The sequence below is a fragment of the Nostoc sp. DedVER02 genome (assembly GCF_034530675.2).
Taxonomy (GTDB): Bacteria; Cyanobacteriota; Cyanobacteriia; order Cyanobacteriales; family Nostocaceae; genus Nostoc.
This window is the reverse complement of the sequence record NZ_JAVRCP020000030.1, coordinates 21,007-45,367: the sequence shown is the minus strand read 5'-3', so window position 1 is coordinate 45,367 and position 24,361 is coordinate 21,007. Positions and strand designations below refer to the sequence as shown.

Here is a 24,361-nt window from a genome sequence, read left to right as displayed (position 1 = left end):
ACAGGCATCCTGGATTTTATGATAGCGGTTGAACTGGTGCGCCTTCTCTAAGTTTGAGAATGCCAGAAGTCACGATGGTTTCGCCGGATTTCAGCCCGTCGATTACTTGATAATTCGCGCCTTGAAGGTCGCCTAATCGCACTAAACGTTGATGCACAACTCGCTGCTGTTGTCCATTTACAGTTTTGTTTTCAGTGACAAAGACAAAACTTTGTCCACCAATGCGAGAAATTGCGACGGTGGGAATCAAGATACCTGGTTGACGATTCCAAATCACCCGTGCTTGAACGTATTGCCCATCGCGCAATCGCCCTTGGGAATTGCGAAAGCGGGCTTTGCTCAACACTGACTGTTGATTAGAACTTACATTGGGGGAAATGTAGCTAATTGCACCAGTACCAAGCACTTGCTGAGTGGTAGGATCGATTAACTGAACGGGTAAGTTCATTCGTAATTGGCGCAATCGATTTGAGGGTATAGAAAGATTGAGATCCAGTGAATCGTTTTGTGTGAGCGTGGTGATTGTTTGTCCGATGTTGACATAATCTCCGATCTTGACAGGAAATTCACCGACTACACCGTTAATTGGTGCTACCACTTGCTTAAAACCGAGGTTGACTTGGGCTGCCGCCGTACTTGCTTGAGCTTGGCGGATATTTGCCTGTGCTTGCCGGACGGCTGCCCCCGATGCTGCGACTTGTTTTTCAGCTGCTTGCAAATCTGCGATCGCACTTTGTAAATTATTTCTAGCAACGTCTAACTCTTGTCTGGCTATGGCTCCTTCCGTGACTAATTGTTGACTACGATTGAATTGTGTCCGTTGCAGCTGAACATTAGCGGCTGCTTTGGTGCGTTGGGCTATGGCTTGTTGTTGCTCTGCTTGGGCAGTTCCCAAGGCTGCTTGTGCAGAACTAGCAGCTGCGATCGAACTGGCAACATTGGCCTGAGTTTGATCTAAACTTAAGGATGCGATCGGTGTACCTTGCTGCACTCTTTGACCACTCGACACCAGAATTGATTCGATTCGGCCTTGAGTTTGGGGCTGTAGCGTGACTTTTTGTTGTGCTTCCAATGAGCCGACAAACTGGGAACTTTCTTCGATTGTGCCAGTGCCAATTTCCTGAAGTTTCACTGGTAATGGTGGCGGATTTTGAGCATTTGCTGTCGGATCGCTTTTTTGACAAGCACTTGTCAAAGTTGTGAGCATTAGTGCGATCGCTAATGCTGGATTTACGAGTGACAACCTTAAGTATTTAAGTAAATAAGAAACTTTTAGCATGGAACAAAATGCTGATTAGCTAAATACTGTATAAATCTTCCGTCTCAATTATTTGGCAGAAAAAAGCTTAATAACTCCAATTTCTCTCGATATTTAGATATGTTTTTGAGTGTTAAATGTATCTTTCGTCAAAATTGCGGCTTTACCTCAAACAAACTCATCTTTAGAAAATCTCTGGATTAATACTATGTGAGTTTCAGGGATTAAAAAAAATACTAAAGATAGAGATAATTAAATTTGTAGGGTAGATATCAAAGATTTTTGAGGCTAAGATAGGAGTAATTATCTGATTTTGGAAAAAACCTGTAAACCTTTATCTTCTAGAATCCTGTTATCCGTTACCTTTCTAAGACAGTAATTTCAGAAATTAAACTCTATTTCTATAGATATAGATGAGCAATCCACAATTGAATTGAGTAGTAACTTAAAAATACTACCGTAGCTAGTTATAAATAAAAATAGTTCGGTTAATGCAACTCAAAGAAAAAAGTTAGTCCGAAAATAAATAAGCGAGTAATTGAATACAGCTTATAGCGATATCGTAGCCTCTTTAATTCTGCTTACTTTGATGCAATACAGTTCAGTTAAGCATTTATTCCTTCTCTTTCTTCTCTTCCTTTGTGTCCTACCCTTCGGGAAGCCACTTCTATGTCTATGCGCCCTTTGCGGTTCGTTAAAAAATTGACCTTGATAAAGAGTTAAGCCTTAACTGAACCGTATTGTACTTTGATGGGGAAGCAAGCTACGCGATCGCTAACGATGATTTTGAATTACTGACTATCATTTATTCTTAGGAATAGACCCTTCAATTCCCTCGACATACCAATCCATCGCCAGTTGTCCGCGATCGTCCAATACCTTACCCTTTGGTACTTTCACTACCCCTTTTTGGTCTTTCACTAACCCATCAAAAGGATGTGCAGTACCTTGAATAAACTCATCGCGCTTCGCATTCACCAGTTGTTGTACATCCGCAGGAATCGCTTGATTCATCGGGGAAATATCCACCATCCCTTCAGCAATCCCGTCCCAAATATTTTGAGATTTCCAGGTATTACTCATTACAGCCAAGGCTTTATCTGTATAGAATTTGCCCCATTTATTAATCACTGATGTCAAGTGAGTTGTTTGACTAAACTTACTCATATCACTGTTGTAGCCAAAAGCATAAATACCTTTTTCCTCAGCTAATTGGACAACAGCACCAGAATCGGTATGCTGTGTTAGTACATCTGCACCTGAATTGATTAAAGCTTGAGCGGCCTCTCTTTCTTTAGCTGGATCGTACCAACTTTGTACCCAAAGTACCTTAACTTTTGCTTGGGGATTTGTTAGTTTTACTCCTTGAGTAAATGCATTGATTCCTCGAATTACTTCGGGAATTGGGTATGCAGCAATAAAACCGACTACATTTGATTTTGTCATCTTGCCAGCAATCATGCCAGTTAAGTAACGTGGTTCTTCAAAACGTCCTAGATAAGTGCCAACATTAGCAGCACGTTTGTATCCTGCACAGTTTTCAAAGATAACATCACCAAAGTCTTTAGCAACTTTAATTGTTGGGTTCATATACCCAAAGGAAGTTGTAAAAATCAACTTGTTACCATCTAATGCTAGTTGGCGAATCACCCTTTCAGCATCAACACCTTCGTTGACATTTTCAACAAAGGTAGTTTTTACCTTATCGTTAAGATTGGCTTCCATATCTCTGCGTCCTAAGTCATGGGCATAAGTCCAACCAAAATCACCCACAGGGCCCAAATAAACAAATCCCACCTTGAGAGGTTCATTTACCGCCACAGGTGACGCTGAGGGAAGCATCTCACCCTGCAATTTGGAATTTTTGCCTTGAGTGCAACTTGTTAAGGCAAAACTAGATCCTGCTAAAGTGACATACTTTAGAAAATTCCGACGATCCATATTTTATCGATGGGGTTTAGTTGCTGAAAAATATTTCTTTAATTTCTAGTAACGACAGACACACTATTGACTTAATTTTAGCTCTTGTTTTTTACCATGAACTTACTAACAAAAGAAAGCAAATAATGGTTGAATTGGGCATGGGGCATTGGGCATTGGGCGTTAGGCATTGGGAATGTGTACAAGCAGAATAAGGTAAACAAAGGGAACAAGGAGGATAAGTAAAGGTTTATTTTCCAATGCTTAATTCCTAATCCCTTTTGCTAACAACTCCTACAAGGGAATGCAGTTTAATGGAGGTTTTTAATGAATTTATTTGAGCTTTTAGCAGGGGAAGACAATCATTTGGCCCTCGTTACACCTGCGGGGCGATCGCTAACCTATCAGCAATTGCGCGAAAATATTCTTGGACTGGTATCTCAACTTAACAGATTTGGCTTGAAACGGGGGGAACGTATTGCTATTGCCATGACTAACGGTTCACCAATGGCTATTACTTTTTTGGCTGCCGCCCTGTGTGGCACTGCTGCACCCTTAAATCCCAAATACAAGCAAGACGAATTCTCTTTCTACTACGAAGATACCCAAGCAGATGCATTGATTACCTTGTCTGGGGAACCAGAAGCAGCCATTGCCGCGATCGCACCCAATATGATGCTGATTAATGCTAAGGTAAACACTGACGGTACATTAGACTTTGAATTAGTTAAAGAGAAACTTACCCCCTGTTCCCTGCCCCCTGCCCCCTTGCCTCAGTCTGACGATCTGGCGATGATTCTCCACACTAGTGGCACTACTAGCCGTCCGAAACGTGTGCCGATTCGTCATCGCAATTTAATCGCTTCAGCCAACAACATTATTACTGCTTACTCACTCACAGCAGATGACACCACACTTTGCCTAATGCCCCTGTTCCACGTTCACGGATTAGTGGGCTGTTTGCTGTCAACCCTAGCATCGGGCGGCACACTAATTTGTCCCAATGGTTTTAACGCCTTAGAGTTTTGGAAACTCGTAGATACCTACAAACCAACCTGGTACTCCGCAGCCCCAACCATGCACCAGACAATTTTGGCCCGCGCTAGCCGCAACACAGAAATTGTCAAAGCTAACCGTTTTCGTTTCATTCGCTCTAGTAGCGCTTCCTTACCCCCGATTATCATTGAACAATTAGAGGCAACTCTCAATGCTCCCGTGGTGGAATCTTACAGCATGACTGAAGCATCCCACTTAATGACCACCAATCCCCTACCGCCAAAAGAGCGGAAACCAGGTAGTGTAGGTTATGGCTTTGGTGTAGATGTCGGCATTATGGACTCTGAAGGCAACCTATTATCTCAGGGAGACTTGGGCGAGGTGGTGGTAAAAGCACCTAATGTCATCGATGGTTACGAAAACAACCCAGAAGCCAACGCCACAGCTTTTGTCAACGGTTGGTTCCGCACAGGAGATCAAGGTACTCTGGATGCAGACGGCTACCTCCACTTAACTGGACGGATTAAAGAATTGATTAACCGGGGTGGGGAAAAAATTTCTCCGTTAGAAGTGGATGATGTTTTGCTGCGTCATCCCGCCGTCGCTGAAGCTTTAGCTTTTGCCGTCCCCCACAAATCTTTAGGAGAAGATATCCACGCTGCTGTTGTCCTTAAGGGAGAAGCTAGCGAAAAAGAACTTTTAACTCACTGTTCAACTATGTTGGCAGACTTCAAAGTTCCGAAGCAAATTCACATTTTGGATCAACTACCTCGTGGTGCTACCGGGAAACTGCAACGGTTAGCTATGGCGAAATTGCTTAATATAAGCTAAATCAGCGATACACTAAGGAAAATTCCTTGAGGAAGCATCAATGGCACGGCCAAACGGGGTTAAAACTGAAATGTCTGCACAGGAATTGCCTACAATCTCAGATGAAGATACAGAGACAATTGAAGATTTGCCGGAAGCAGTGGAAGATGTGCAAGATATTGACGACATCTTGAACTCACTTAAAACCTTGCTGAGTAGCTTAGAGAAACTCCAAAAAGTCCGGCAGGAAGTGGGCGACATTAAACCGTTAATCGGGCGGATGCTGGATGGGGAACTGGTTGCTGGTGACGAACTTGAGCAACTCAAGACAGGTGTGAGCAGTCTTTCTCGCCTTGTTCGGGCTTATAATGACCATCAAATAGCGTTGGCGAAAGCCCAACCTGCGAGAAATTTGCTCGATCAAGTCCTTAAAGAACGGAAAGCTAATTGAGATAAGAAGCAAGCGATCGCATTTTTTATGGGAATGCGATCGCACCCCTAATTTAATTACCCAGATGCTTAAACGCACAGTCTAAAGGTGGAAATTCCTAAAATTCTGGTCTTTTGGTGATATATCTCTGTCAACTGAAGGTGTTTAATAAATAGTAATAAATATCTACATGAATCAACAATAAGAATTGCCCTTTAAGGAATTTTATTCTTGCACTTCTAAATCCTTGAACAGTTCATCTACATTCATTAATAACATGAAATTACCAGTTCATCGCTGGTTTAGATTTAGTGCAGGTTTCTCTGCACAATGGGTTGAAACTATAATTAGCCAAGCTAAAGAACGAGGAGAAACTACTGTCTTAGATCCATTCTCTGGTTCTGGTACAACCTTACTCGCATCTGAAAAGCTTGGAGTTGAATGTTTGGGAATTGAGAACATTTATTTAAAGTGCTAATTATATAATTTTTAATTCGTAATTAAGTAATGATGAACGTTGCACCCGCCATTGTAATACTAGGTCAAAATAGCGTGACAGTAGCACGCAAAATCATCACTGTCCTACCAGGGGCGACGCTATACGGTTTAGAGGGCCGTACATCGGGAGTTGATGTCAGCTTTACTAATTTTGGCGAGACGTTGCGCGAGTTATTTGCTCAGGGAACGCCGCTAATTGGCATTTGTGCCGCCGGTATTTTAATTAGAACTCTAGCCCCCCTACTCTCGGATAAACGACAGGAACCACCAGTGTTAGCTGTAGCTGAAGACGGTAGTGCTGTTGTTCCCCTATTGGGCGGACTTGGTGGAGTAAACGATTTGGCCCGCCGCATTGCTGAAGTGCTTGCTGTCAAGCCTGCAATTACGACCACAGGCTATTTACGTTTGGGTACAACGTTGCTGTCTCCTCCGCCCGGATACCATTTAGCAAACCCAGACGATGCGAAGAAATTTATCTCAGATGTGTTAGCTGGGGCACAAGTCAAACTCGATGGGATAGCACCTTGGTTAAGCGATAGTAAACTGCCTATAGATCCAAAGGGAGATTTGACCATTCAAGTTACAGAACGTTTGGTGACTCCCACAGCTGACTGTCTTGTGTATCACCCAGCAACGATCGCGATCGCAATTAATGACACAATCGATGATACAATCCCTTTAGTACAACAGCTACTAGTTGATGCCGCACTAGAAAAAGCATCAGTCGCTGGGATATTTGCACCCATCACCGCCGCAGCCAATCCCGCAATCCACGCTGTAGCTAGCGCCTTGGGAGTACCTGCCCGCTTTTTTACCCCAAATCAGCTAGAAAGTTTGTTATCACAAGGTTATAGCACCGCCCAAGCAGCAGCGATCGCAGCTACAGGCACATCTCCCTTATCTTCCTCATCTCCTGACGTGGCGATCGCCATTGCCCCTCAACCAATTGACCCCAACACCATCGGTCAGCCACGCGGACGGTTAGCGATTATTGGCACTGGCCCTGGTGGTTCGCAATGGATGTCTCCAGAAGTCAAGGAAATACTTAAGTCAGCAACTGACCTAGTAGGTTATAAAACTTATTTGGATTTAATCGGTTCTCTGGCTGATGGTAAGCAACGCCATGAGTCCGACAACCGCGAAGAAGAAGCACGGGCAAAAATGGCTCTTGATTTGGCTGCATCTGGGCGATATGTAGCTGTAGTTTCATCTGGCGACCCCGGTATCTATGCAATGGCAACAGCAGTTTTTGAAGTGTGCGATCGCTATGCTAAACCCGAATGGGACACTATCGATATTCATGTTGCACCAGGCATTTCAGCTATGCAGGCAGCAGCAGCAGCCATTGGTGCGCCCCTTGGACATGACTTTTGTGCTATTTCCCTCTCTGATATCTTGAAGCCTTGGTCTGCCATCGAACAACGAATTGCTGCTGCTGCCGAGGCTGATTTCGTAATCGCCTTTTATAATCCTGTTTCCAAAGAGCGTACTTGGCAACTGGCAGAAGCGAGAAATATTTTACTGCAACATAGAACACCGGATACCCCAGTAGTATTGGCGCGTAACCTCGGCAGACCAGGACAGATGGTGAAAGCGATCGCACTTGACCAGCTAACACCAGAAAGCGCTGATATGCGAACAATTATTCTCATTGGTTCCACAAAAACCCGAACCATCAAACGCAGCGATGGTACTCTCTGGGTTTATACACCGCGTCGCTATATCGAACAGTAAGTACGAGATTAAAGCCATCCTACTAGCTGCTTTAGCAAGGACAGCTTTCTTATGGATATATCGCTTCCTATCTCCTAGCAAGCGATGCATTTGTGACTGTTAGACCTCAAGGTGCGATCGCAGATCGTCCAGTGGAGATGTCGAGTTAGTAGGAATCACTGGTTTTGTTGATGTTGGCTTGTCAGGAATAAACTCAAAGCGAATTCGAATTTTACCTTTTTGCCAGCCGCCACCCTGAGCTAGTAAAAGCTTACAGTTTACACCATTGGTAGCCCAGGCTGAAGCCTTATCTTCTTGTAAACTGGTGTTCTTATACACCAAATACTTCAGACGTTCCATCAATTCTTCACCTGTCGATGTTGAAGCCCCCACCAAATTAGCATCCTGAGCCATAGAAACAACATCTTCATCAGACAGAAAAATTTGATTGCTCATTTAGATTTTCTCTTTCGTTAACACAACATGACAGATCAAGCGCCAACTCGATCCGCCTTCCCTAAGTTTTCCCATTGGCTACCAATTACTAAGAAATAAAAATGGCGATCGTGACTATTACGTTAATTTCACTCCTGCTATCTAAGGAAGTGCGATCGCGGCTTATGATTAATAAATGTAAACTTATGTTACACTTGGTTACGAGTCAGGAATCGATCGCAACCGAAATCTGACACCAAGCTGATTTATTAAACCTTCCCACAGAACTGACAAAATGACTCTATCGATTCGTCCCGATCTAACTTCTGCCGATCAGGTACTGTCATCTTTAGCGACTGAGCAAAAGGAAAATGTCACAGAAGCCCAAATGATGCAGGCCGTGCGTACTTTGCTGATTGGATTAGGAGAAGATCCAGACCGCGAAGGACTAAAAGATACTCCGAAAAGGGTGATGAAAGCTTTACAGTTTCTCACCAAAGGATATCATGAATCTTTGGATGAACTGCTAAACGGAGCAGTATTTACAGAAGATGCCAATGAAATGGTATTAGTACGGGACATCGATATTTTCAGTTCCTGCGAACATCATATTTTGCCAATTATCGGTCGCGCTCATGTTGCTTACATTCCTAATGGCAAAGTAATCGGATTATCTAAGATTGCTCGGATTTGCGAAATGTATGCACGACGTTTACAAGTTCAAGAACGTTTGACTGTGCAAATTGCTGATGCCTTACAAGGATTGCTCAAACCCCAAGGGGTTGCTGTGGTAATAGAAGCAACTCACATGTGTATGGTAATGCGTGGCGTGCAGAAACCCGGTTCTTGGACTGTCACTAGTGCAATGCGCGGTATTTTTGCAGAAGATGTGCGGACTCGTGAGGAATTTATGAATTTGATCCGGCACAATTCTAATTTTCATTAAATAGTTTTAGGGAAATGTAGAGATTTAACTATAGGAATCATATCTGATTTCTGAAAAATCTAAGTATTTGTAGGGTGTGTTAGGCGTAAGCCGTAACGCACCATTCTTAAGGCTTTGGTGCTGTACTCTTTGCGCTCACACCCTACGTACCCAGTCGTACAAAATCATACTGAATTTTGACTCCTGAGTTCTGAATTCTTCTTATAAAATCGATAAAAATCAATTGTGAATAATTCAGCATTAATTGTCCTTCCTCTATTAGCGTGTATAGTCTTGTCGCCAGTTAGCAAAGCTGATATAGTCCAAAATTCCAACAATCACGCTATCAAAATGTCCTCATTTAACCTCAGTTCCCAAAAATGGAAAAACCGCGTGCTACTAGTCTTTGCACCCTCTGTTGACAACCAGAGTTATCAGCAGCAAATGCAACTATTGCAAGCTCATAACAGCAATTTTGCAGAACGAGATTTAATTCTTGTTCAGGTTTTGGCAACAGATGAAAGCTATGCCAACAGACAGCCAATAGATAAGTCTTCTGCTGCCAAGTTGCGCGATTGCTTTGGGGTTGAGAAAGAAAATTTTCGCGTGATTTTGGTGGGTAAAGACGGTGGTGTTAAGCGCAGTGATGCTACTCCAGTGAAGGCGACAGCAATTTTTAAGGAAATTGACGCTATGCCCATGCGTCAGCAAGAAATGCAAGAGCGAGGCAGAAAATAAAAGGGGAAAGGGTAAAGGGGAAAGGGGAAAGAGGAAAGGGTAAAGGGATGAATAGGTCGCCCACGAGGGGCGAGGTTTTTACCTTCCCCCTTCCCCTTTGATAAATTTTTTTCAAAGAGAAGCTACCGAATGGTAAAACCAGTGATATCCTGATAGGCTTTACTTGCACTGTAAGATTTAATCGGATAATCTGAGCGATCGCAGTCGTTGTCTAAGGAAATCAATGAATAAATTTCTACTGAGTTTGCTTTCTTCTCCTGTGCTGATTAGCTCCATTCTCTCTATGGGAGTCATGCTAAATCAAGCACAAGCTATAGAGCCACAACCCGCAACCCAAACCACAGACCGTTTATCTTGTATCCGCAATAAACATAAAGTGGGTTTAGTATGTGCAAGGGCTTCTGTATTGGCTCAAATTCCTAACTATCAGCGTGAAATCGAGTTTTCTCAAGAAGATGCTCCTATGCTGGAGTTCAATGATGAAGAAAGTAATGTGGCAATCAACTTATTTGGCTGCGATTGTCCTGCCTGTATAAATTCTTTACGTCAGATGCGCGGTGCAACACCCTTGGTATATTAGGATTTTCCACAAATTTAGAGTAGAAAGGCTATAGATATGTGGGTTTCTGAGTTATCCACATACGCCATTCTCTCAATCCGAAGTTAAAAAATATAACAATTTAGTTATATGACTATTAGCCAATCTCACCCCTATCTTTCACCAGAAGAATACCTGGAAAATGAAAAATCTAGCCCGATTAAACATGAATATATTCAAGGGCGGATTTATGCAATGGCAGGGGTAAGTGATGCTCATGTAACAATTACCGCGAACTTAGTTACTTTGCTGAGAAATCACATTCGTGGAACTGGGTGTCGTGTTTACGTTGCTGATATGAAAGCACGCATCGAATCTCTGAATCTTTTTTACTATCCTGATATTATGGTGACTTGTGACCAAAGAGATACTAATTTTGAATATTTTAAACGTTATCCCAGCTTAATTATTGAAGTTTTATCACCTTCCACCGAAGCTTTAGACAGAGGTGATAAATTTAGTGACTATCAAGAATTAGAAACATTGCAAGAATATGTCTTAATTAGTCAAAATCGTCAGCGTATTGATTGCTTTCGGCGCAATTCACAAAGTAGATGGGAGCTTTATAGCTATAGGGTAAATCAAGAATTACAGTTTACCAGCCTGAATTTTTCTTGTTCCCTAACTGATATTTATGAAGATGTCTCCTTTCCCGAAGCTTTTAATCCTACTTCTGCTTAATTTCTATCTAAATTTAAGCTGATTTATTCCACTCGCAAACCAAAGTAGGTCAAAACAAGCTCAGTTGAGCCACTATTGACAACTTCGTGTACTTCTCCCGGTTCTATCGCCACACAGTTACCCGGAAGCAAGGGGTATTCTATACCATCAATGTGAATTGCTCCCGAACCGGCTTCCACAAAGAATACTTCGCACATATCTTGATGCGCGTGTGCTGGTGCAGTTTGTCCGGGAGCAAAACGCGCTTGAGAAAAGTTAGTCAGGTGAGGCAAATCGCCGAAGCGTAGCATCACCTTTTTCTTGATTTCGGGATTGTGAGAGACAGACTCTTCTGGCAAGTCTTTCAGAGAATTGGTAATCATTCGGGTCTTAAATCGTTAGATAATTCCACAATACCCCTAGATCCATCAATCCTTACTCGTTGACCATCTTGCAAAAGCCATGTAGCACCCCGAACATCCATTACAGCAGGAATACCATACTCACGAGCCACGATCGCACCGTGAGAAAGCCGTCCGCCAACTTCGGCAATTAGTCCTCCAGCCCTTAATAGTAAAGGGGCCCAGCCGGAATCTGTATAAGGTACAACTAGAATTGTATCTCGGTCAATTTCTGGGACATCTTGTAAATTTCGCAACACCTTGACTCTGCCTTCAGCTTGCCCGTGACTGGCTCCAATACCTTGTAAAATTTGGTCAGAGTAGAGCGGAGAAGGAGCTAAGGGGTGAGGGGGCGTATTGCCGTAGACTAAAAGGGGTATTTGAATAAACTCGCTATCTTGAACAAATTGCGATCGCCTCGATTCTACTAATTTATCTAACTCCTCAATTAATTTAGAATCTTCACCCCCAACTAAACGTTGCACTTCATCAAAGTGGAGAAAAAAGATATCTCCGGTTTTCTGGAGTAAGCCGGATTTCAACCAAATCTTCTCTAAAGCGACAAAACTCCAACGCAATTCAGCTAATAGCCGTGAATAAACTTCGGTAACTCTCCCTTTAATATCTACGCGCCGTTGCACAAATCCCCGTTTGCGTTTACCTGCAAAGATGCTATTAATCGCGTCTTTAGCGCCTGATTGGGGATCGTTCCCCTGCATTAACTGGACAAACATCTGCTTAATCATCTGGGGATTTTCCCGCCAAGTAGGAACGGAGATATCGGTTCCCACTTCACTTAAATAGCCGTAATCTTGAAGCAATTCATCAAATGCTTGCAGGATTTTCTCTCCCTCTGGGGTTTGCTTTAACTGCTCAAATACCTGCTGTGGTTCAAACTCAACTAATACCTGCTTGGCATCTGTAGCTATTGCACTGAGCGATCGCAATGCCGCCACCTCTGGAGTCACGCTATTATCAATTTGGCCATCCTTCACCCGAAAAATTGCCTGTCGCAGGGCAGCACTTAAGGGAGCTAAAATGCTGTAATATGTCCCGTGGCGTAACAACTCCAGAATAAAGTCAATTCTGATTAGCAGCTTGGTTGGTTCCAAACTATCTACATTTTCTTGTGCCAACTGCGACAACCCAGGAATAAACCGTTGGTGATAATCACGCTTGAAGTCCTTTTCTAAGTTTAATTCCCGCTTCAGTAACTTCCCTAGCCCTGGCAAATTCTCCCAGGTTGACTGCAAGGATGGTTTACTTAATTTTGCTCCTCTGGTTAAAAATTCCAGACTTTCCGGTGGCAATCCCATACGGAGAAAGATATTTCCTAAGAGGGATGCATTGAAATAAGCTCTGGAATAATGCAGAGTTGCCGTTTCATTAAAATCTAACCCCAAAGCGCGATCGCCTAAAACTATAGTAAAAAATTCTCCCCAAACTCCACAAGTTAAAGGACGATTAATTGACCATGTTAAAGGGTGAATTACTCCGGGAATCACTTCGGCAGCGATTTTGCGTGTCCAAATTGGCAGTAGAGTAGTAATGGGTCGAGATTGCAATACCCACAGCGTTTGACCGTCATAACTCCATTCAATATCTTGAGGAGTGCCATGATAGCGTTTTTCGAGCCGATGAGCTAAGTACGCAACTTGCTTGATTAATGCTGGTGGGATTCGTCCAGTCCCCTCTAATTGCACAGAGGGAGATTTTTCTGTTTCAACGACAAAAGCGCGATATTGCTCTGGTGTGACTTTTCCCGAAACGATTTGCGTGGGGCTACCGGGAAGGGCTTCAATGATGATTGCATCACCTTGTTGAGTAATGGGATCGCGGCTGAAAGCAACGCCAGAATATACACTTTGGACTTGTTGTTGAATCAGCACAGCCATTGCTGTATCATTTGAACCGCGATCGCGCCGATATTGTACAGCAGATGGATGATTATAGGAAGCTTGAACTTGAGCGATCGCTTGCTGTAATCCCTGTGGACTAGTAACATTTAAAACTGTTTCATACTGTCCAGCCGCAGAAGCCTGTTCTGAGTCTTCGCCAATGGCCGAGGAACGCACTACCAAGGGGGATAATTCTGATGGTTGAAGAAATTCTGTCAACACTTCAGGATCGTCAACTGCGGGTAACACCCACCCTTTCGGAACTGGATAACCCCAGCGCTTAATTTGGGATAGCGTAGCCGCCTTTTCTCCCACAATGGCAGCATCCAACTCTTCATCTAAAGAAACCATAGCGCGCTCGCCGCGTAAAAATTCCAACATCCCTTGCGATTCTGTTTGCGCCTGTTGAACTGGTAGATTCATATCATCAGGAATTTTTGTATAAATCCATCCCATTAAACCAGCTAAGGCGACAGCAGCAAAAATTCTTGGAATATCGCTAATGTGCAAAATTGCCACAAACAACGGAAACAGAAGCAAAACCCCAAATTTTACCGTCTTTTTTGATTGCAGAACTGTAAAGCTAATACCTGCAAAGAAAAAGACAAATATTGCCACAAGGGGGTCGTGTACGACAAATCCCCAAACCACATTTGTCGTACCTGCCCCTTTACCTATCCAAAATCTACCAATTACCAGAGCAATTAGGGCAATCAATTCCCAAAACGATCCCTCTGGAAAGAAAACGCGGGTGAGAAAAACTGCTGCAATTCCTTTAAAAGCTTCTGACAAGACTGCCAGAATTCCGACAAACTTACCGCCGTGGTAAAAAGCAGCTGATACACTAATATTTCGCGTACCAACTTTTGATAATTGCTTACTCGTGAGCGCGTAAGTAATCCAGCTAATAAGGGGTAATCCGCCCAAGAGGGGGCAGATAATTAAAATAGCTAAGACACCCCAAGGTTCAAACATTCTGAATTTTGGATTTTAGATTTAAATTTTCCATCTAAAACCTCAAATCTAAAATCTAAAGTTTTTCTGAAATTTTTAATGGTAATTAGGGCGCTCTTATAGCTTTTCCTAATCAAATGAGGTACATCATAGCCCCATCCTCGCTTGCGGGAAGGGGGTTGGGGGTGGGGTTCTTGTATCTTACCAGACCGGGAAACGCTATATTTAGGCGATCTTATTTATTAGTCATAGAATGGACACTTGGCTACAACGTAAACCGTTTTGCCAGTGTCCTTCTAAGCTACTAATGGTTTTAGTTTAGCGCGTATGCAGCTTGCAGCGCCCAGATAATGAGAGCAGCGATCGATCCCAGAAGCAGCACGGTAGAGATAGTGACTACTTTTGGGGAATCTGCACCCTCAAATTTCATAATCCCTCGGTTTAAATCGGACATAGCTTTGTAATCCTCTGTTTATTGGAGCATGAAACATTTGTCCGTTTTGATTGTAGTCCCTCTATTTACGGATGATGTTAAATTCCTAATATTATTTTGTTTAAGCTTCGCAATTTTTCCAACCCCACAATTACTTATTTCTTCAGAGGTATGAGTAGTGAGTAATGAGTAATGAGTAATGAGTAGTGAGTAATGAGTAGTGAGTAGTGAGTAGTAAGTGAGGATAAGGAGAATAACCATGCCCAATGCCCAATGCCCAATTCCCAATTCCCAATTCCCAATACCGAGCAATATGTACTAAAATCAATGACTTGAGTCACAAAGAGAGCAATCATGGCATCCATCCGCGAGTTGCACCAACAGCTAGTTAAGAAAGAACGTTCCGCCGTTGAAATTACCCAAGAAGCTTTAGAGCGCATTCAAGCCTTAGAGCCGAAATTGCATAGCTTTTTATGTGTGACGGCAGAAAGGGCATTAGAGCAGGCGGGGGCTGTGGATGCCAAAATCGCTGCTGGCGAAGAAATCGGGCTGCTAGCAGGCATTCCTATTGGGATTAAGGACAATATGTGTACCAAGGGAATCCCTACAACTTGCGCCTCCCGAATTTTGGAAAATTTCGTGCCGCCTTATGAATCAACGGTGACGCAAAAACTGGCGGATGCTGGGGCGGTAATGGTAGGCAAAACCAACTTAGATGAGTTTGCAATGGGTAGTTCCACAGAGAACTCTGCCTATCAAGTGACGGCTAATCCGTGGGATTTGTCACGAGTTCCAGGTGGTTCTTCGGGGGGTTCTGCGGCGGCGGTGTCATCTGAAGAATGTGTAGTTGCTCTCGGTTCTGATACTGGTGGTTCGATTCGCCAACCTGCATCTTTCTGCGGTGTGGTGGGGATGAAGCCAACTTATGGTTTGGTTTCGCGTTATGGTTTAGTGGCTTACGCTTCGTCTTTGGATCAAATTGGCCCATTTGCAAACACGGTAGAAGATGCGGCAATATTATTAGGTGCGATCGCAGGCCACGATCCTAAAGACTCTACCAGCCTGAAAGTTGCCATTCCCAACTACGCCGCCCGCTTCAAACCAGACTTCAAACCCAGAGGTCAACTAAGGATTGGGATTATTAAAGAAACTTTTGGTGAAGGTTTAGATTCTGTAGTTGAACAAGCTGTTACTAAAGCAGTAGATGTATTACAAAGTTTGGGAGCAGAAATTCATATAATTTCTTGTCCGCGCTTTCGTTATGGCTTACCCACCTACTATATAATCGCCCCATCCGAAGCATCGGCAAACCTGGCTCGTTACGATGGCGTTAAATATGGCTACCGCGCTCCCGATGCCGATAATCTGCTATCGATGTACACTCGTACACGTGCCACTGGTTTTGGTACAGAAGTTAAACGCCGAATTATGATCGGCACTTATGCACTTTCGGCTGGTTATTACGATGCTTATTATCTGAAAGCGCAAAAAGTCCGCACTCTAATTAAGCAAGACTTTGAAAGAGCTTTTGGTGTGGTTGATGTGTTAGTTTGTCCCACATCTCCCACAACAGCATTTAAAGCAGGGGAAAAAACTACTGACCCCTTGAGCATGTATTTAACTGACTTAATGACTATTCCTGTGAATCTTGCTGGTTTACCTAGTTTAAGTTTGCCATGCGGTTTTGACGATCGCGGTTTACCAATAGGATTACAGCTAATTGGCAATGTACTGCGAGAAGACCAATTGTTTCAAGTAGCTTACGCTTATGAGCAATCCACTACTTGGCATCTGCGGAAACCGCAAATATCTTGAAAATGGAATTGGGAATTGGGAATTGGGCATTGGGCATTGGGTATTCTCCTTGTCCCCTTGTCCCCCTGCCCCCTGCCCCCCTGCCCCCTGCCCCCCGCCCCCTGCCCCCTGCCTACTTATTAGTGACTATTGACTGTTGATCAATGACTTCTGGAGTCGGGGATTCAGATGTCATTTGTGGTGGATTTAGTATATGTAAAAGACCAGCAGATGCAGTTACTAATAAGAAAATGTAGGTGAGAACGAGAGGTATATATGTATTTGGTTTGTTATCTAAATTCTTGTAGTCATTCTTGGAGTCTTGGCGGACTACATTGCTGATAAGAGTATGTGATAAAGCATTTCCATCCAGCCCTAAAGCATCTCCATAGCGACGGATGAATCCTTGAAGAAAAACAGGTTCAGGTAATTCTTCAAATCGTTCTTCTTCTAAAGCCTGCAAAACACCTGCTCGAATCAGGGTTTGAGCAGCTATTTCTTCTATGCGTATGGATTTTTCTTGTCTTACTTGTCGCAAATGTGTGCTTATTTCTTTTAGCTGCTCTACTTGAGCTTGATTTAAGAGCGTCACAGTCTTCTCCTGTATGGGCTAATTCTACTATTAGGGAGAAGACTTAAAATTGCATACGTATTTTTACTGGATAATTGATTTTAGCCAATTTTTTAATCTGTAGCTAAAGTCTAGATTTTAAAATGCTCAGACTGCTACTCATACGTGCTTTTTTTGTTATAAAAAATACTTTTCGTGTAATAGATTTTGCATAAAAATTAAAATGCTGCAATTTATAATATAAGTATTTTCCGAACTTCTAATCTAGGCTGGGATAGTTAGAGCGATCACTATAAGTAAGTAGGTCAAATTAAATGTAAAACCTCACCTGCTTCCGGCTTCCCTCTCCTTAGAAAGACTACCGTGTATACACAACTCTTAAAATTCAACCTAACGCTTGATTTCGTCATCTACCTTGAGGTTGTGCGATCGCTTGCTAGAGGTTGTCATTGCGTTGGCAAACAGCGTCTCGTAGAGAGGAGGAACGACGAACGCAAGTGCGTGTCTTAGCGGTGTTCATAATCTTACTTTTCTTCTGTTGCAGTTGCTCGTCGTTAAACTATAGGGCTTCTCTTTGAATGTCCTACTACAATCCAGTTTTATCGTAATAAACATTGTGATTACGCATCTGTGGGAAAATGCGATCGCCAGCCATCAAGTTTTATGTCTAGTCTCTAATATCACGACATTCATTCTTAACATCGTGATATTCATAAGTTATATCTCGATATTCATCACCAACATCACGATTTTACTTATTGATATCACGACATTTATCCTTAACATCGTGATATTCATCACTAACATTGAAGCGATCGCCAGCAACAAAACCAAGTATAACATCCTAAATCAGGAAAACTACTTAATTTGGTGAGCTAAGTTTGTTTAACAAAGTACACTTATTCGCTAATTTTACTCACTCAGTGCTGAGTTAAAAGACCCTTGTAAGTCGTGCGTAATCTTTTTATAGAGAGAAGGTTGATACCCGCGCATAATGTGGGCGGGTATCAACTCTTGCCATTCATCCTATAAGTAGAGCGATGTGAATAATTCAAGGTTTGTAGTGTTCGCGCAGCGTCTCGTAGAGAGGACTTTAGTCCTCTTATGAGGGCCGAAGCCCTCACTACGAACTAATTTCAATATTTTTACATTACTTAATCTAGTTTGATTTATTCTCACCGACTTACTTAACTGTGTGCAACTCTATGGCAAATATTTGTTTTTTTAACCTCTCCCTAGCTGTTCCTTAACATTACTAAGATAGTTTTAGTTTGGTAAATATGAATTAATACTATTAATTTATGTAATCTTTTTTATTACAGTCATCCATTTTTTTCTGATGGTATTGCGATCGCTCAAGCTGGGAAGTGCATCTTTGCAGTTCACTTTTTGTAATGCTTAGTAAAAATCCGATGGCGGGAAGCGATCGCTAATTGTTCTTTATAGCTACCATAATTTGCTGAGTTCTCACTATGGATAAAGCTTGAATGATTGCACCTATATAAAAATCATCAGACAATACGATTTTGCTACGGTTGCAAATTATTCATGAGTAGCAGATTTCAGGCAATTTTCAAATAGCATAAAACTCTTTAGTACAGCACGGCGTAAATAAACTACCCGTTTGAAATGTCTAAAATCCTAACCTAATAGTAATTACGAATTACGAATTCACGTAAGTAGTACTTCCACTATTAGGAGTTTCAAGTTAGATAAAACTCAAAATAAATTGAAGGAGACGTTATTAATGGCTTTGACACAAGGCGATATTGCTTTTATCTCTTTCAATGCCGATGAAGATGGCTGGTCTATTGTCACCTTTGTAGACATAGATCCGAATACCATAATTTACTTTACCGATAACGAAGCTACTAGCCTTACAGCTTTTAACACTGGCGAGTCTTATTTTCAGTGGAACTCAGGAGTTAATACAATTACTGCTGGCACTGTAATTCGCTTCAGTGCAATTGACAATGCTACTAATTTAGCAGCCTCAATCGGGTCATTTAATCGGGTTAGCGTTTCTGGTAGTAGTAACTATGGACTGAGTGCAACTAATGAGACTATTTATGCTTATCTCGGTTCGAGTGCTGATAGTCCGACTGTATTTTTGTCAGGCATATCAAATGATACTAATGCCCAAGGAACAACTGATTTAACTACTGCCGGTTTAACTATTGGCACTAATTCAATTTTACTCAATAGTAGCGCTGATTACGGCGTATATAATGGCGCACGCAGTGGACAATCCAGTTTTGCAAACTACAAATTGCTTGTTAACAACGTCAGCAATTGGACGGTGGATACCGTTAATGGGGACTATGCTAATACAGTTCCTAATACTACAAACTTTGCGATCGCTAGTGGCAATCCCACAGTCAACTTATCTGTAAACACTAACTCCGGAACTGAAGCAGGTACAACCCAAATTATCGTTACAGCTACAGCTTCTAGTGTTGTTTCCGGCGATCAAACAGTTAACTTAGGTGTAACCGGAACTAACATCACCGCCGGAGATTACAACCTCAGCAACACTGTTATTACAATTCTCAACGGACAAACAACAGGTTCCGTCACCTTTACCATTGTTGATGATGCTCTGATTGAAGGGACAGAAACCGCTAGGTTAACCATCAGCAACCCTAGCACTGGTATTACACTAGGCAGCACTACTACTCAAAATATCACTATTACTGATAATGATGGAGTCGTGGGACAAGCACCAACTATTCAACTAAACACAGCTAGTACCACAGACCTTTTAGATGCTAATGGTGCTTTATCGACTATTGGGGCGGGGGCAATTAGCGGCGTAATTGGCAACGTTAATGACCCAGCAAAGACACTGGGTGTCAACTTTACGATCGCCGATTCTGATACTCCGGTAGAAAATTTGACTGTTACAGTCACTAGCAGTAATGCAGCAGTGGTTCCTAACGGGAACTTAACGCTAACTGGCACTGGCAGCAACCGTAATTTGAAAATTAATCCTGTAGGCGTTGGTACTGCCAATATTACAGTAACAGTTAGTGATGGTGCTAGTAGTGCCAATTATGCGATCGCTTATGCAGCATCGGCCAATGATGGTACTGCCACAACTCAATTTTTAACGGGTACAAGCGATGCTTCTACAGCCATTCCTGTAGGCGGGACATTCTTCTTAGAAGCTGATGACGAAAATCAAGTTTTGCGCCTTTACGATTACAGCAAGTCGGGACTTCCTGTAACTGGTTTTGACTTCACTAGTTCTTTAGGGCTGACCCAGACAGACGGTTCTGGCGTGTTAAGAGAAGTGGATCTCGAAGCTTCAACCAAAGTAGGTAATCGCATTTTTTGGTTAGGATCGCAAAGTAATAGCGATGATGGTAAGAATCGCCCTAACCGCGATCGCATTTTTGCCACTGATATCACTGGTGCAGGAGCATCCACCACACTCAGCTATGTGGGGCGCTACAACTTTTTAAAAGAAGACATCATTAACTGGGATGTTACCAACGGGCACGGCAAGGGAGCAAATTACTACGGCTTGGCTGCTAGTGCTGCAACTGATGTCGGGTCAAAGCAATCAAATGGATACAATATTGAAGGCTTGGAAATTGCCCCCGACAATACCACAGCTTATATTGCCTTTCGTGCCCCCCAAGTTCCCCTCTCTGGACGAGCTAACGCACTCATCGTTCAAGTTACTAACTTCACCAACCTGATCTCAACTAGCGGTGGTACACAAGGTTTAGCACAATTTGGCGCTCCCATCGAATTAAATTTAGGCGGGCGGGGTATTCGGGAAATTCGCAAGAATGCTAATAACCAGTACGTGATTATTGCTGGCCCAGCTGGAGACGCAGGAGCAGCCCCCAACGATTTCCGCCTTTACACTTGGGATGGTAATCCCAATAGCCAACCGCAATTACGTGCGGCAACATTCCCTGCTAACTTCAATCCTGAAGGAATTATCACCATCCCTGATAATTTAACAAATACTTCTCAAATTCAATTTGTCAGTGATGATGGCAACAGCATCCTCTACAACGATGGGACATCTGCTAAAGATTTATCGGAGAACAATTTCAAAAAGTTCCGCACCGATAGCATTACACTTGGCACTGTAGTCCTCACTCCTCGGATTCATGATATCCAGGGCGCATCTCACATCTCTCCGTTAAACGGCCAACAAGTAGGTGATGTTGGAGGAATTGTTACAGTCATCAAATCTAATGGCTTCTACTTACAAGATCCTAACCCAGACAACGACGATCGCACTTCCGAAGCCATTTTTGTCTTCACCTCATCAGCGCCAACCGTATCCGTTGGAGATTCTGTATTAGTCAATGGCACAGTCACAGAGTTTCGTCCAGCTAACAATGCCAATAACCTGACGACTACAGAAATTACTAGCCCCACAATTGTTAAACTCTCCAGTGGAAATGCTTTGCCAACTGCGACAATTTTGGGTAATGGCGGCAGAACTATTCCAACGTCGGTAATCGATAACGACACTACGGGAAATATCGAAACTGGAACGACTACCTTTGATCCAGCCCAAGATGGCATTGATTTCTACGAAAGCTTAGAAGGAATGCTAGTACAGGTAAATAATCCTGTAGCAGTTAGCCCGACAAATTCTTTTGGAGAAACTTGGGTACTAGCAGATAATGGCGCTAATGCCACCGGACGTACAGCCCGTGGCGGTATCGTTGTTAGCTCTAATGATTTTAATCCAGAGCGAATCCAAATTGATGACACGCTGTTTACTGGTAGCTCACCCAAGGTTAACGTTGGTGCAACTCTGGGCACAATTACGGGTGTAGTTGATTACAACTTCAGCAACTATGAAGTTCTGCCTACCTCGGTAACAGTGATTTCAAACACCCTAACCAAAGAAGTTACTAATTTAGCTCCCACCACCGACCAACTGACAATTGCTACCTTCAACGTCGAAAACCTTGACCCCAGCGATGGCGCAACCAAGTTTAATAACCTTGCCAGCCGCATTGTCAATAACCTGAAATCACCAGATATCATTTCTCTAGAAGAAATTCAGGACAATAACGGGGCAACCAATGATAGCGTAGTTGATGCTAGTACAACATTCCAAACATTAATTGATGCGATTGCTGCTGCTGGTGGCCCTAGATATCAATATCGGCAAATTAACCCAGTGGATGATACCAACGGCGGTGAACCTGGGGGAAATATCCGCGTCGGTTTCTTATTTAATCCCGATCGCGTCAGCTTTGTAGATCGCCCGGGTGGTACTTCCACTTCCAGCACCACAGTCACAGACCTTGGAGGTGTTTCTGCTAGTCCAGGTTTGATTGACCCTACCAACTCAGCGTTTAATGCTAGTCGTAAGCCGTTAGTTGGTGAATTTAATTTTAAAGGTGAAACTGTTTATGTAATTGGCAACCACTTTAATTCTAAAGGTGGCGACCAACCATTATTTGGCCCGAATCAACCGCCAACCCTCAGTAGTGAAGTACAGCGTCAGCAACAAGCTACCTTGGTGAAAAACTTTGTCCAAAATATTTTAGCGATCGACCCTAATGCAAATATAGTCGTAGCGGGTGATTTGAATGACTTTGAGTTTTCCAACCCTGTTAGCACCCTAGAAAGCGCTGGACTGACTTCCTTAATTGAAACTCTGCCTCAAAATGAGCGTTACACTTACAACTTTGAAGGCAATGCTCAAACCCTTGACCACATTTTAGTTAGTAGCAACTTACTTGGTAAGCTAGATGCTTATGATGTAGTTCATGTCAACTCAGAATTTGCCGATCAGGATAGCGATCACGACCCTAGTGTGGCTCGGTTTAATTTAAACGATGCTCCCACAGCAATAGCGTTGAGTGCTACAAATATCAACGAAAATGTTCCAAATAATACAGTTGTAGGTACGTTTACTACTACTGACCCCGACACAGGCAACGTCTTCACTTACAGTTTAGTTCCTGGGACTGGTGATACAGATAACGCCGCCTTTGCGATCGCAGGCGACAGCTTGAAAATCAACTCTTCCCCAAACTTTGAAGCCAAATCTTCTTACAGCATTCGGGTACGCAGCACCGATAATGGTGGACTTTCCGTTGACAAGCAGTTGACAATCCAAGTTAACGATGTCAACGAAGCGCCAACAGCCATAGTTGATACAGTCAACATTGCCGAAGACGCAACTACATCTAATTTGTATACCAGCTTGCTCAGTAACGACACTGACCCCGATGGCGGAGATACGAAAAACATCATTTCTGCTAACACCACAGGTACAAAAGGGCAAGTTTCCTTTAACCCAACCACACAAAACTTGACTTACACAGCCTCAAGTTTTAACTCTCTATCTCAAGGGCAGATTGCAACTGATAGTTTTAGTTATGCGATCGCAGACAGTAAAGGTTTAGAATCGACTGCGATCGTTAACGTCACCGTCACTGGTGTTAATGATGCCCCCACACTGGTGCAACCGATTGACGACCAAATCATCTCTACCAACAAACCGTTTTCCTTCAATGTCAGTGATAAATTTGCTGACATCGATCAAGCTGACAGCCTCAGCTACAGTGCTACGGGTTTACCCACAGGCTCTAGTATCGTTGCAAACACAGGTTTAATATCCGGCACTATTTCCCAAGTCGGAATTTTTGCAGTTACAGTTACCGCGAATGATGGCAAAGGTGGCAAAGTTAGCGATAGCTTTGACCTGACCGTTGCCAATAATAAAGCGACAACTGGCAATGATATTATCTTTGTCAGTGAACTTACAGGTTTAAACCAATACATAGTCAATGCCCTAGCTGGGAGCGATCGCATCATCGGCACTAATACCAGTGAGTTAATCGACGGTGGAACAGGCAATGATTACATAGATGGTAAAGGTGGTATCGACATCCTCCTTGGGGGTGATGGCAACGACACAATCTTTGGTGGACTTGGCAGTGACATGATTTCTGGCGGGAATGGTAGCGATCGGCTAACTGGTTGGGGAGGCGGCACAAATGAAATTGACCTCCTCAACGGCGATCAAGGTGCAGATACCTACATCTTGGGTGATGCCACTTCAGTTTTCTATGCCAATTCCGGCAAAGGTGACTATGGCGATATTGTCAACTTTCAAACAAGCGATCGCATTCAACTTAAGGGAGTTGCGACCAATTACTCATTAGGATCAGCATCAGCGGTATCTCTTGATAAATCTGCCGTGGGCATCTTCACCAACAATGGTGCGGAATTGATCGCTGTTATAGAAAACGGGTTAAACCGCAACACCAATTTGGCAACAGATACTCGTTTCGTCTTTATTTAACACATCGTTTTTCTCACTCAGAGATACAGAGA

The 24,361-nt window shown here is 42.9% G+C and carries 18 protein-coding genes; 11 read left to right on the top strand and 7 right to left on the bottom strand.

The window, feature by feature from the left end:
* Positions 1–16: 16 nt before the first annotated feature.
* Together RMZ41_RS24055 and RMZ41_RS24050 are read right to left on the bottom strand one after the other, a co-directional pair.
* Positions 17–1,279 carry an efflux RND transporter periplasmic adaptor subunit gene (locus RMZ41_RS24055; protein ID WP_409875869.1) on the bottom strand — a complete coding sequence of 421 codons (1,263 nt, stop codon included), beginning with the start codon at positions 1,277–1,279 and terminating at the stop codon, positions 17–19.
* 780 nt (positions 1,280–2,059) lie between these two features.
* Positions 2,060–3,199: a BMP family ABC transporter substrate-binding protein gene (locus tag RMZ41_RS24050; protein WP_322639993.1), complete on the bottom strand. Its 1,140-nt coding sequence runs from the start codon at positions 3,197–3,199 to the stop codon at positions 2,060–2,062.
* Positions 3,200–3,505: 306 nt separating this feature from the next.
* Between RMZ41_RS24050 and RMZ41_RS24045 the strand changes: the two genes are divergently transcribed.
* The 4 genes from RMZ41_RS24045 (at position 3,506) to cobJ (ending at position 7,646) form a co-directional block, all read left to right on the top strand.
* Positions 3,506–5,005 carry an acyl--CoA ligase gene (locus RMZ41_RS24045; RefSeq protein WP_322639994.1) on the top strand — a complete coding sequence of 500 codons (1,500 nt, stop codon included), beginning with the start codon at positions 3,506–3,508 and terminating at the stop codon, positions 5,003–5,005.
* Between the two features lie 40 nt (positions 5,006–5,045).
* Entirely contained in the window at positions 5,046–5,435 is a 390-nt protein-coding gene (locus RMZ41_RS24040; RefSeq protein WP_322639995.1) for a hypothetical protein, read from the top strand.
* Positions 5,436–5,622: 187 nt separating this feature from the next.
* Positions 5,623–5,892 carry a DNA methyltransferase gene (locus tag RMZ41_RS24035; RefSeq protein ID WP_409875866.1) on the top strand — a complete coding sequence of 90 codons (270 nt, stop codon included), beginning with the start codon at positions 5,623–5,625 and terminating at the stop codon, positions 5,890–5,892.
* 29 nt (positions 5,893–5,921) lie between these two features.
* The gene (cobJ, locus tag RMZ41_RS24030; RefSeq protein ID WP_322639997.1) at positions 5,922–7,646 is read left to right on the top strand and encodes a precorrin-3B C(17)-methyltransferase; all 1,725 of its coding nucleotides are present in this window, start codon (positions 5,922–5,924) and stop codon (positions 7,644–7,646) included.
* A gap of 99 nt (positions 7,647–7,745) precedes the next feature.
* Here cobJ and RMZ41_RS24025 read toward each other — a convergent pair whose 3' ends face one another.
* Positions 7,746–8,081 (bottom strand): KGK domain-containing protein, encoded by a 336-nt coding sequence (locus tag RMZ41_RS24025; RefSeq protein ID WP_322639998.1) that lies wholly within the window; start codon positions 8,079–8,081, stop codon positions 7,746–7,748.
* A gap of 274 nt (positions 8,082–8,355) precedes the next feature.
* Here RMZ41_RS24025 and folE point away from each other — a divergent pair, with 274 nt between their 5' ends.
* The 4 genes from folE to RMZ41_RS24005 all read left to right on the top strand — a co-directional run bounded on the left by folE (position 8,356) and on the right by RMZ41_RS24005 (position 11,002).
* On the top strand, positions 8,356–9,006 hold the full coding sequence (gene folE, locus RMZ41_RS24020) for a GTP cyclohydrolase I FolE (protein WP_322639999.1): 651 nt from the start codon (positions 8,356–8,358) through the stop codon (positions 9,004–9,006).
* Between the two features lie 225 nt (positions 9,007–9,231).
* On the top strand, positions 9,232–9,723 hold the full coding sequence (locus RMZ41_RS24015) for a DUF4174 domain-containing protein (RefSeq protein ID WP_322640000.1): 492 nt from the start codon (positions 9,232–9,234) through the stop codon (positions 9,721–9,723).
* A gap of 223 nt (positions 9,724–9,946) precedes the next feature.
* Positions 9,947–10,303 (top strand): hypothetical protein, encoded by a 357-nt coding sequence (locus RMZ41_RS24010; RefSeq protein ID WP_322640001.1) that lies wholly within the window; start codon positions 9,947–9,949, stop codon positions 10,301–10,303.
* A gap of 108 nt (positions 10,304–10,411) precedes the next feature.
* On the top strand, positions 10,412–11,002 hold the full coding sequence (locus RMZ41_RS24005) for a Uma2 family endonuclease (RefSeq protein WP_322640002.1): 591 nt from the start codon (positions 10,412–10,414) through the stop codon (positions 11,000–11,002).
* 23 nt (positions 11,003–11,025) lie between these two features.
* Here the strand turns inward: RMZ41_RS24005 and RMZ41_RS24000 are convergent, their stop codons facing one another.
* The 3 genes from RMZ41_RS24000 to RMZ41_RS23990 all read right to left on the bottom strand — a co-directional run bounded on the left by RMZ41_RS24000 (position 11,026) and on the right by RMZ41_RS23990 (position 14,688).
* Positions 11,026–11,364: a cupin domain-containing protein gene (locus RMZ41_RS24000; protein ID WP_322640003.1), complete on the bottom strand. Its 339-nt coding sequence runs from the start codon at positions 11,362–11,364 to the stop codon at positions 11,026–11,028.
* Complete coding sequence (locus RMZ41_RS23995) at positions 11,361–14,255, bottom strand: glycerol-3-phosphate acyltransferase (RefSeq protein ID WP_322640004.1); 2,895 nt, start codon at positions 14,253–14,255, stop codon at positions 11,361–11,363. Before RMZ41_RS23995 ends, RMZ41_RS24000 begins: the two co-directional genes overlap by 4 nt.
* 292 nt (positions 14,256–14,547) lie before the next feature.
* Positions 14,548–14,688: a hypothetical protein gene (locus tag RMZ41_RS23990; protein WP_041565237.1), complete on the bottom strand. Its 141-nt coding sequence runs from the start codon at positions 14,686–14,688 to the stop codon at positions 14,548–14,550.
* A 333-nt stretch (positions 14,689–15,021) separates the two neighbouring features.
* Here RMZ41_RS23990 and gatA point away from each other — a divergent pair, with 333 nt between their 5' ends.
* Positions 15,022–16,482 carry an Asp-tRNA(Asn)/Glu-tRNA(Gln) amidotransferase subunit GatA gene (gene gatA, locus RMZ41_RS23985; RefSeq protein ID WP_322640005.1) on the top strand — a complete coding sequence of 487 codons (1,461 nt, stop codon included), beginning with the start codon at positions 15,022–15,024 and terminating at the stop codon, positions 16,480–16,482.
* A gap of 112 nt (positions 16,483–16,594) precedes the next feature.
* Here the strand turns inward: gatA and RMZ41_RS23980 are convergent, their stop codons facing one another.
* Positions 16,595–17,053 (bottom strand): helix-turn-helix domain-containing protein, encoded by a 459-nt coding sequence (locus RMZ41_RS23980; protein WP_322640006.1) that lies wholly within the window; start codon positions 17,051–17,053, stop codon positions 16,595–16,597.
* Between the two features lie 595 nt (positions 17,054–17,648).
* Between RMZ41_RS23980 and RMZ41_RS23975 the strand changes: the two genes are divergently transcribed.
* Complete coding sequence (locus RMZ41_RS23975; protein WP_322734331.1) at positions 17,649–17,906, top strand: hypothetical protein; 258 nt, start codon at positions 17,649–17,651, stop codon at positions 17,904–17,906.
* Positions 17,907–18,779: 873 nt separating this feature from the next.
* Positions 18,780–24,329, top strand: a complete 5,550-nt coding sequence (locus RMZ41_RS23970) for a putative Ig domain-containing protein (RefSeq protein ID WP_322640008.1) — start codon at positions 18,780–18,782, stop codon at positions 24,327–24,329.
* Positions 24,330–24,361 lie beyond the last annotated feature (32 nt).

Coding starts and splice junctions, on each gene's coding strand:
- RMZ41_RS24055 (WP_409875869.1), bottom strand. CDS start 1,279: ATGCTAAAAGTTTCTTATTTACTTAAATACTTAAGGTTGTCACTCGTA.
- RMZ41_RS24050 (WP_322639993.1), bottom strand. CDS start 3,199: ATGGATCGTCGGAATTTTCTAAAGTATGTCACTTTAGCAGGATCTAGT.
- RMZ41_RS24045 (WP_322639994.1), top strand. CDS start 3,506: ATGAATTTATTTGAGCTTTTAGCAGGGGAAGACAATCATTTGGCCCTC.
- RMZ41_RS24040 (WP_322639995.1), top strand. CDS start 5,046: ATGGCACGGCCAAACGGGGTTAAAACTGAAATGTCTGCACAGGAATTG.
- cobJ (WP_322639997.1), top strand. CDS start 5,922: ATGATGAACGTTGCACCCGCCATTGTAATACTAGGTCAAAATAGCGTG.
- RMZ41_RS24025 (WP_322639998.1), bottom strand. CDS start 8,081: ATGAGCAATCAAATTTTTCTGTCTGATGAAGATGTTGTTTCTATGGCT.
- folE (WP_322639999.1), top strand. CDS start 8,356: ATGACTCTATCGATTCGTCCCGATCTAACTTCTGCCGATCAGGTACTG.
- RMZ41_RS24010 (WP_322640001.1), top strand. CDS start 9,947: ATGAATAAATTTCTACTGAGTTTGCTTTCTTCTCCTGTGCTGATTAGC.
- RMZ41_RS24005 (WP_322640002.1), top strand. CDS start 10,412: ATGACTATTAGCCAATCTCACCCCTATCTTTCACCAGAAGAATACCTG.
- RMZ41_RS24000 (WP_322640003.1), bottom strand. CDS start 11,364: ATGATTACCAATTCTCTGAAAGACTTGCCAGAAGAGTCTGTCTCTCAC.
- RMZ41_RS23995 (WP_322640004.1), bottom strand. CDS start 14,255: ATGTTTGAACCTTGGGGTGTCTTAGCTATTTTAATTATCTGCCCCCTC.
- RMZ41_RS23990 (WP_041565237.1), bottom strand. CDS start 14,688: ATGTCCGATTTAAACCGAGGGATTATGAAATTTGAGGGTGCAGATTCC.
- gatA (WP_322640005.1), top strand. CDS start 15,022: ATGGCATCCATCCGCGAGTTGCACCAACAGCTAGTTAAGAAAGAACGT.
- RMZ41_RS23970 (WP_322640008.1), top strand. CDS start 18,780: ATGGCTTTGACACAAGGCGATATTGCTTTTATCTCTTTCAATGCCGAT.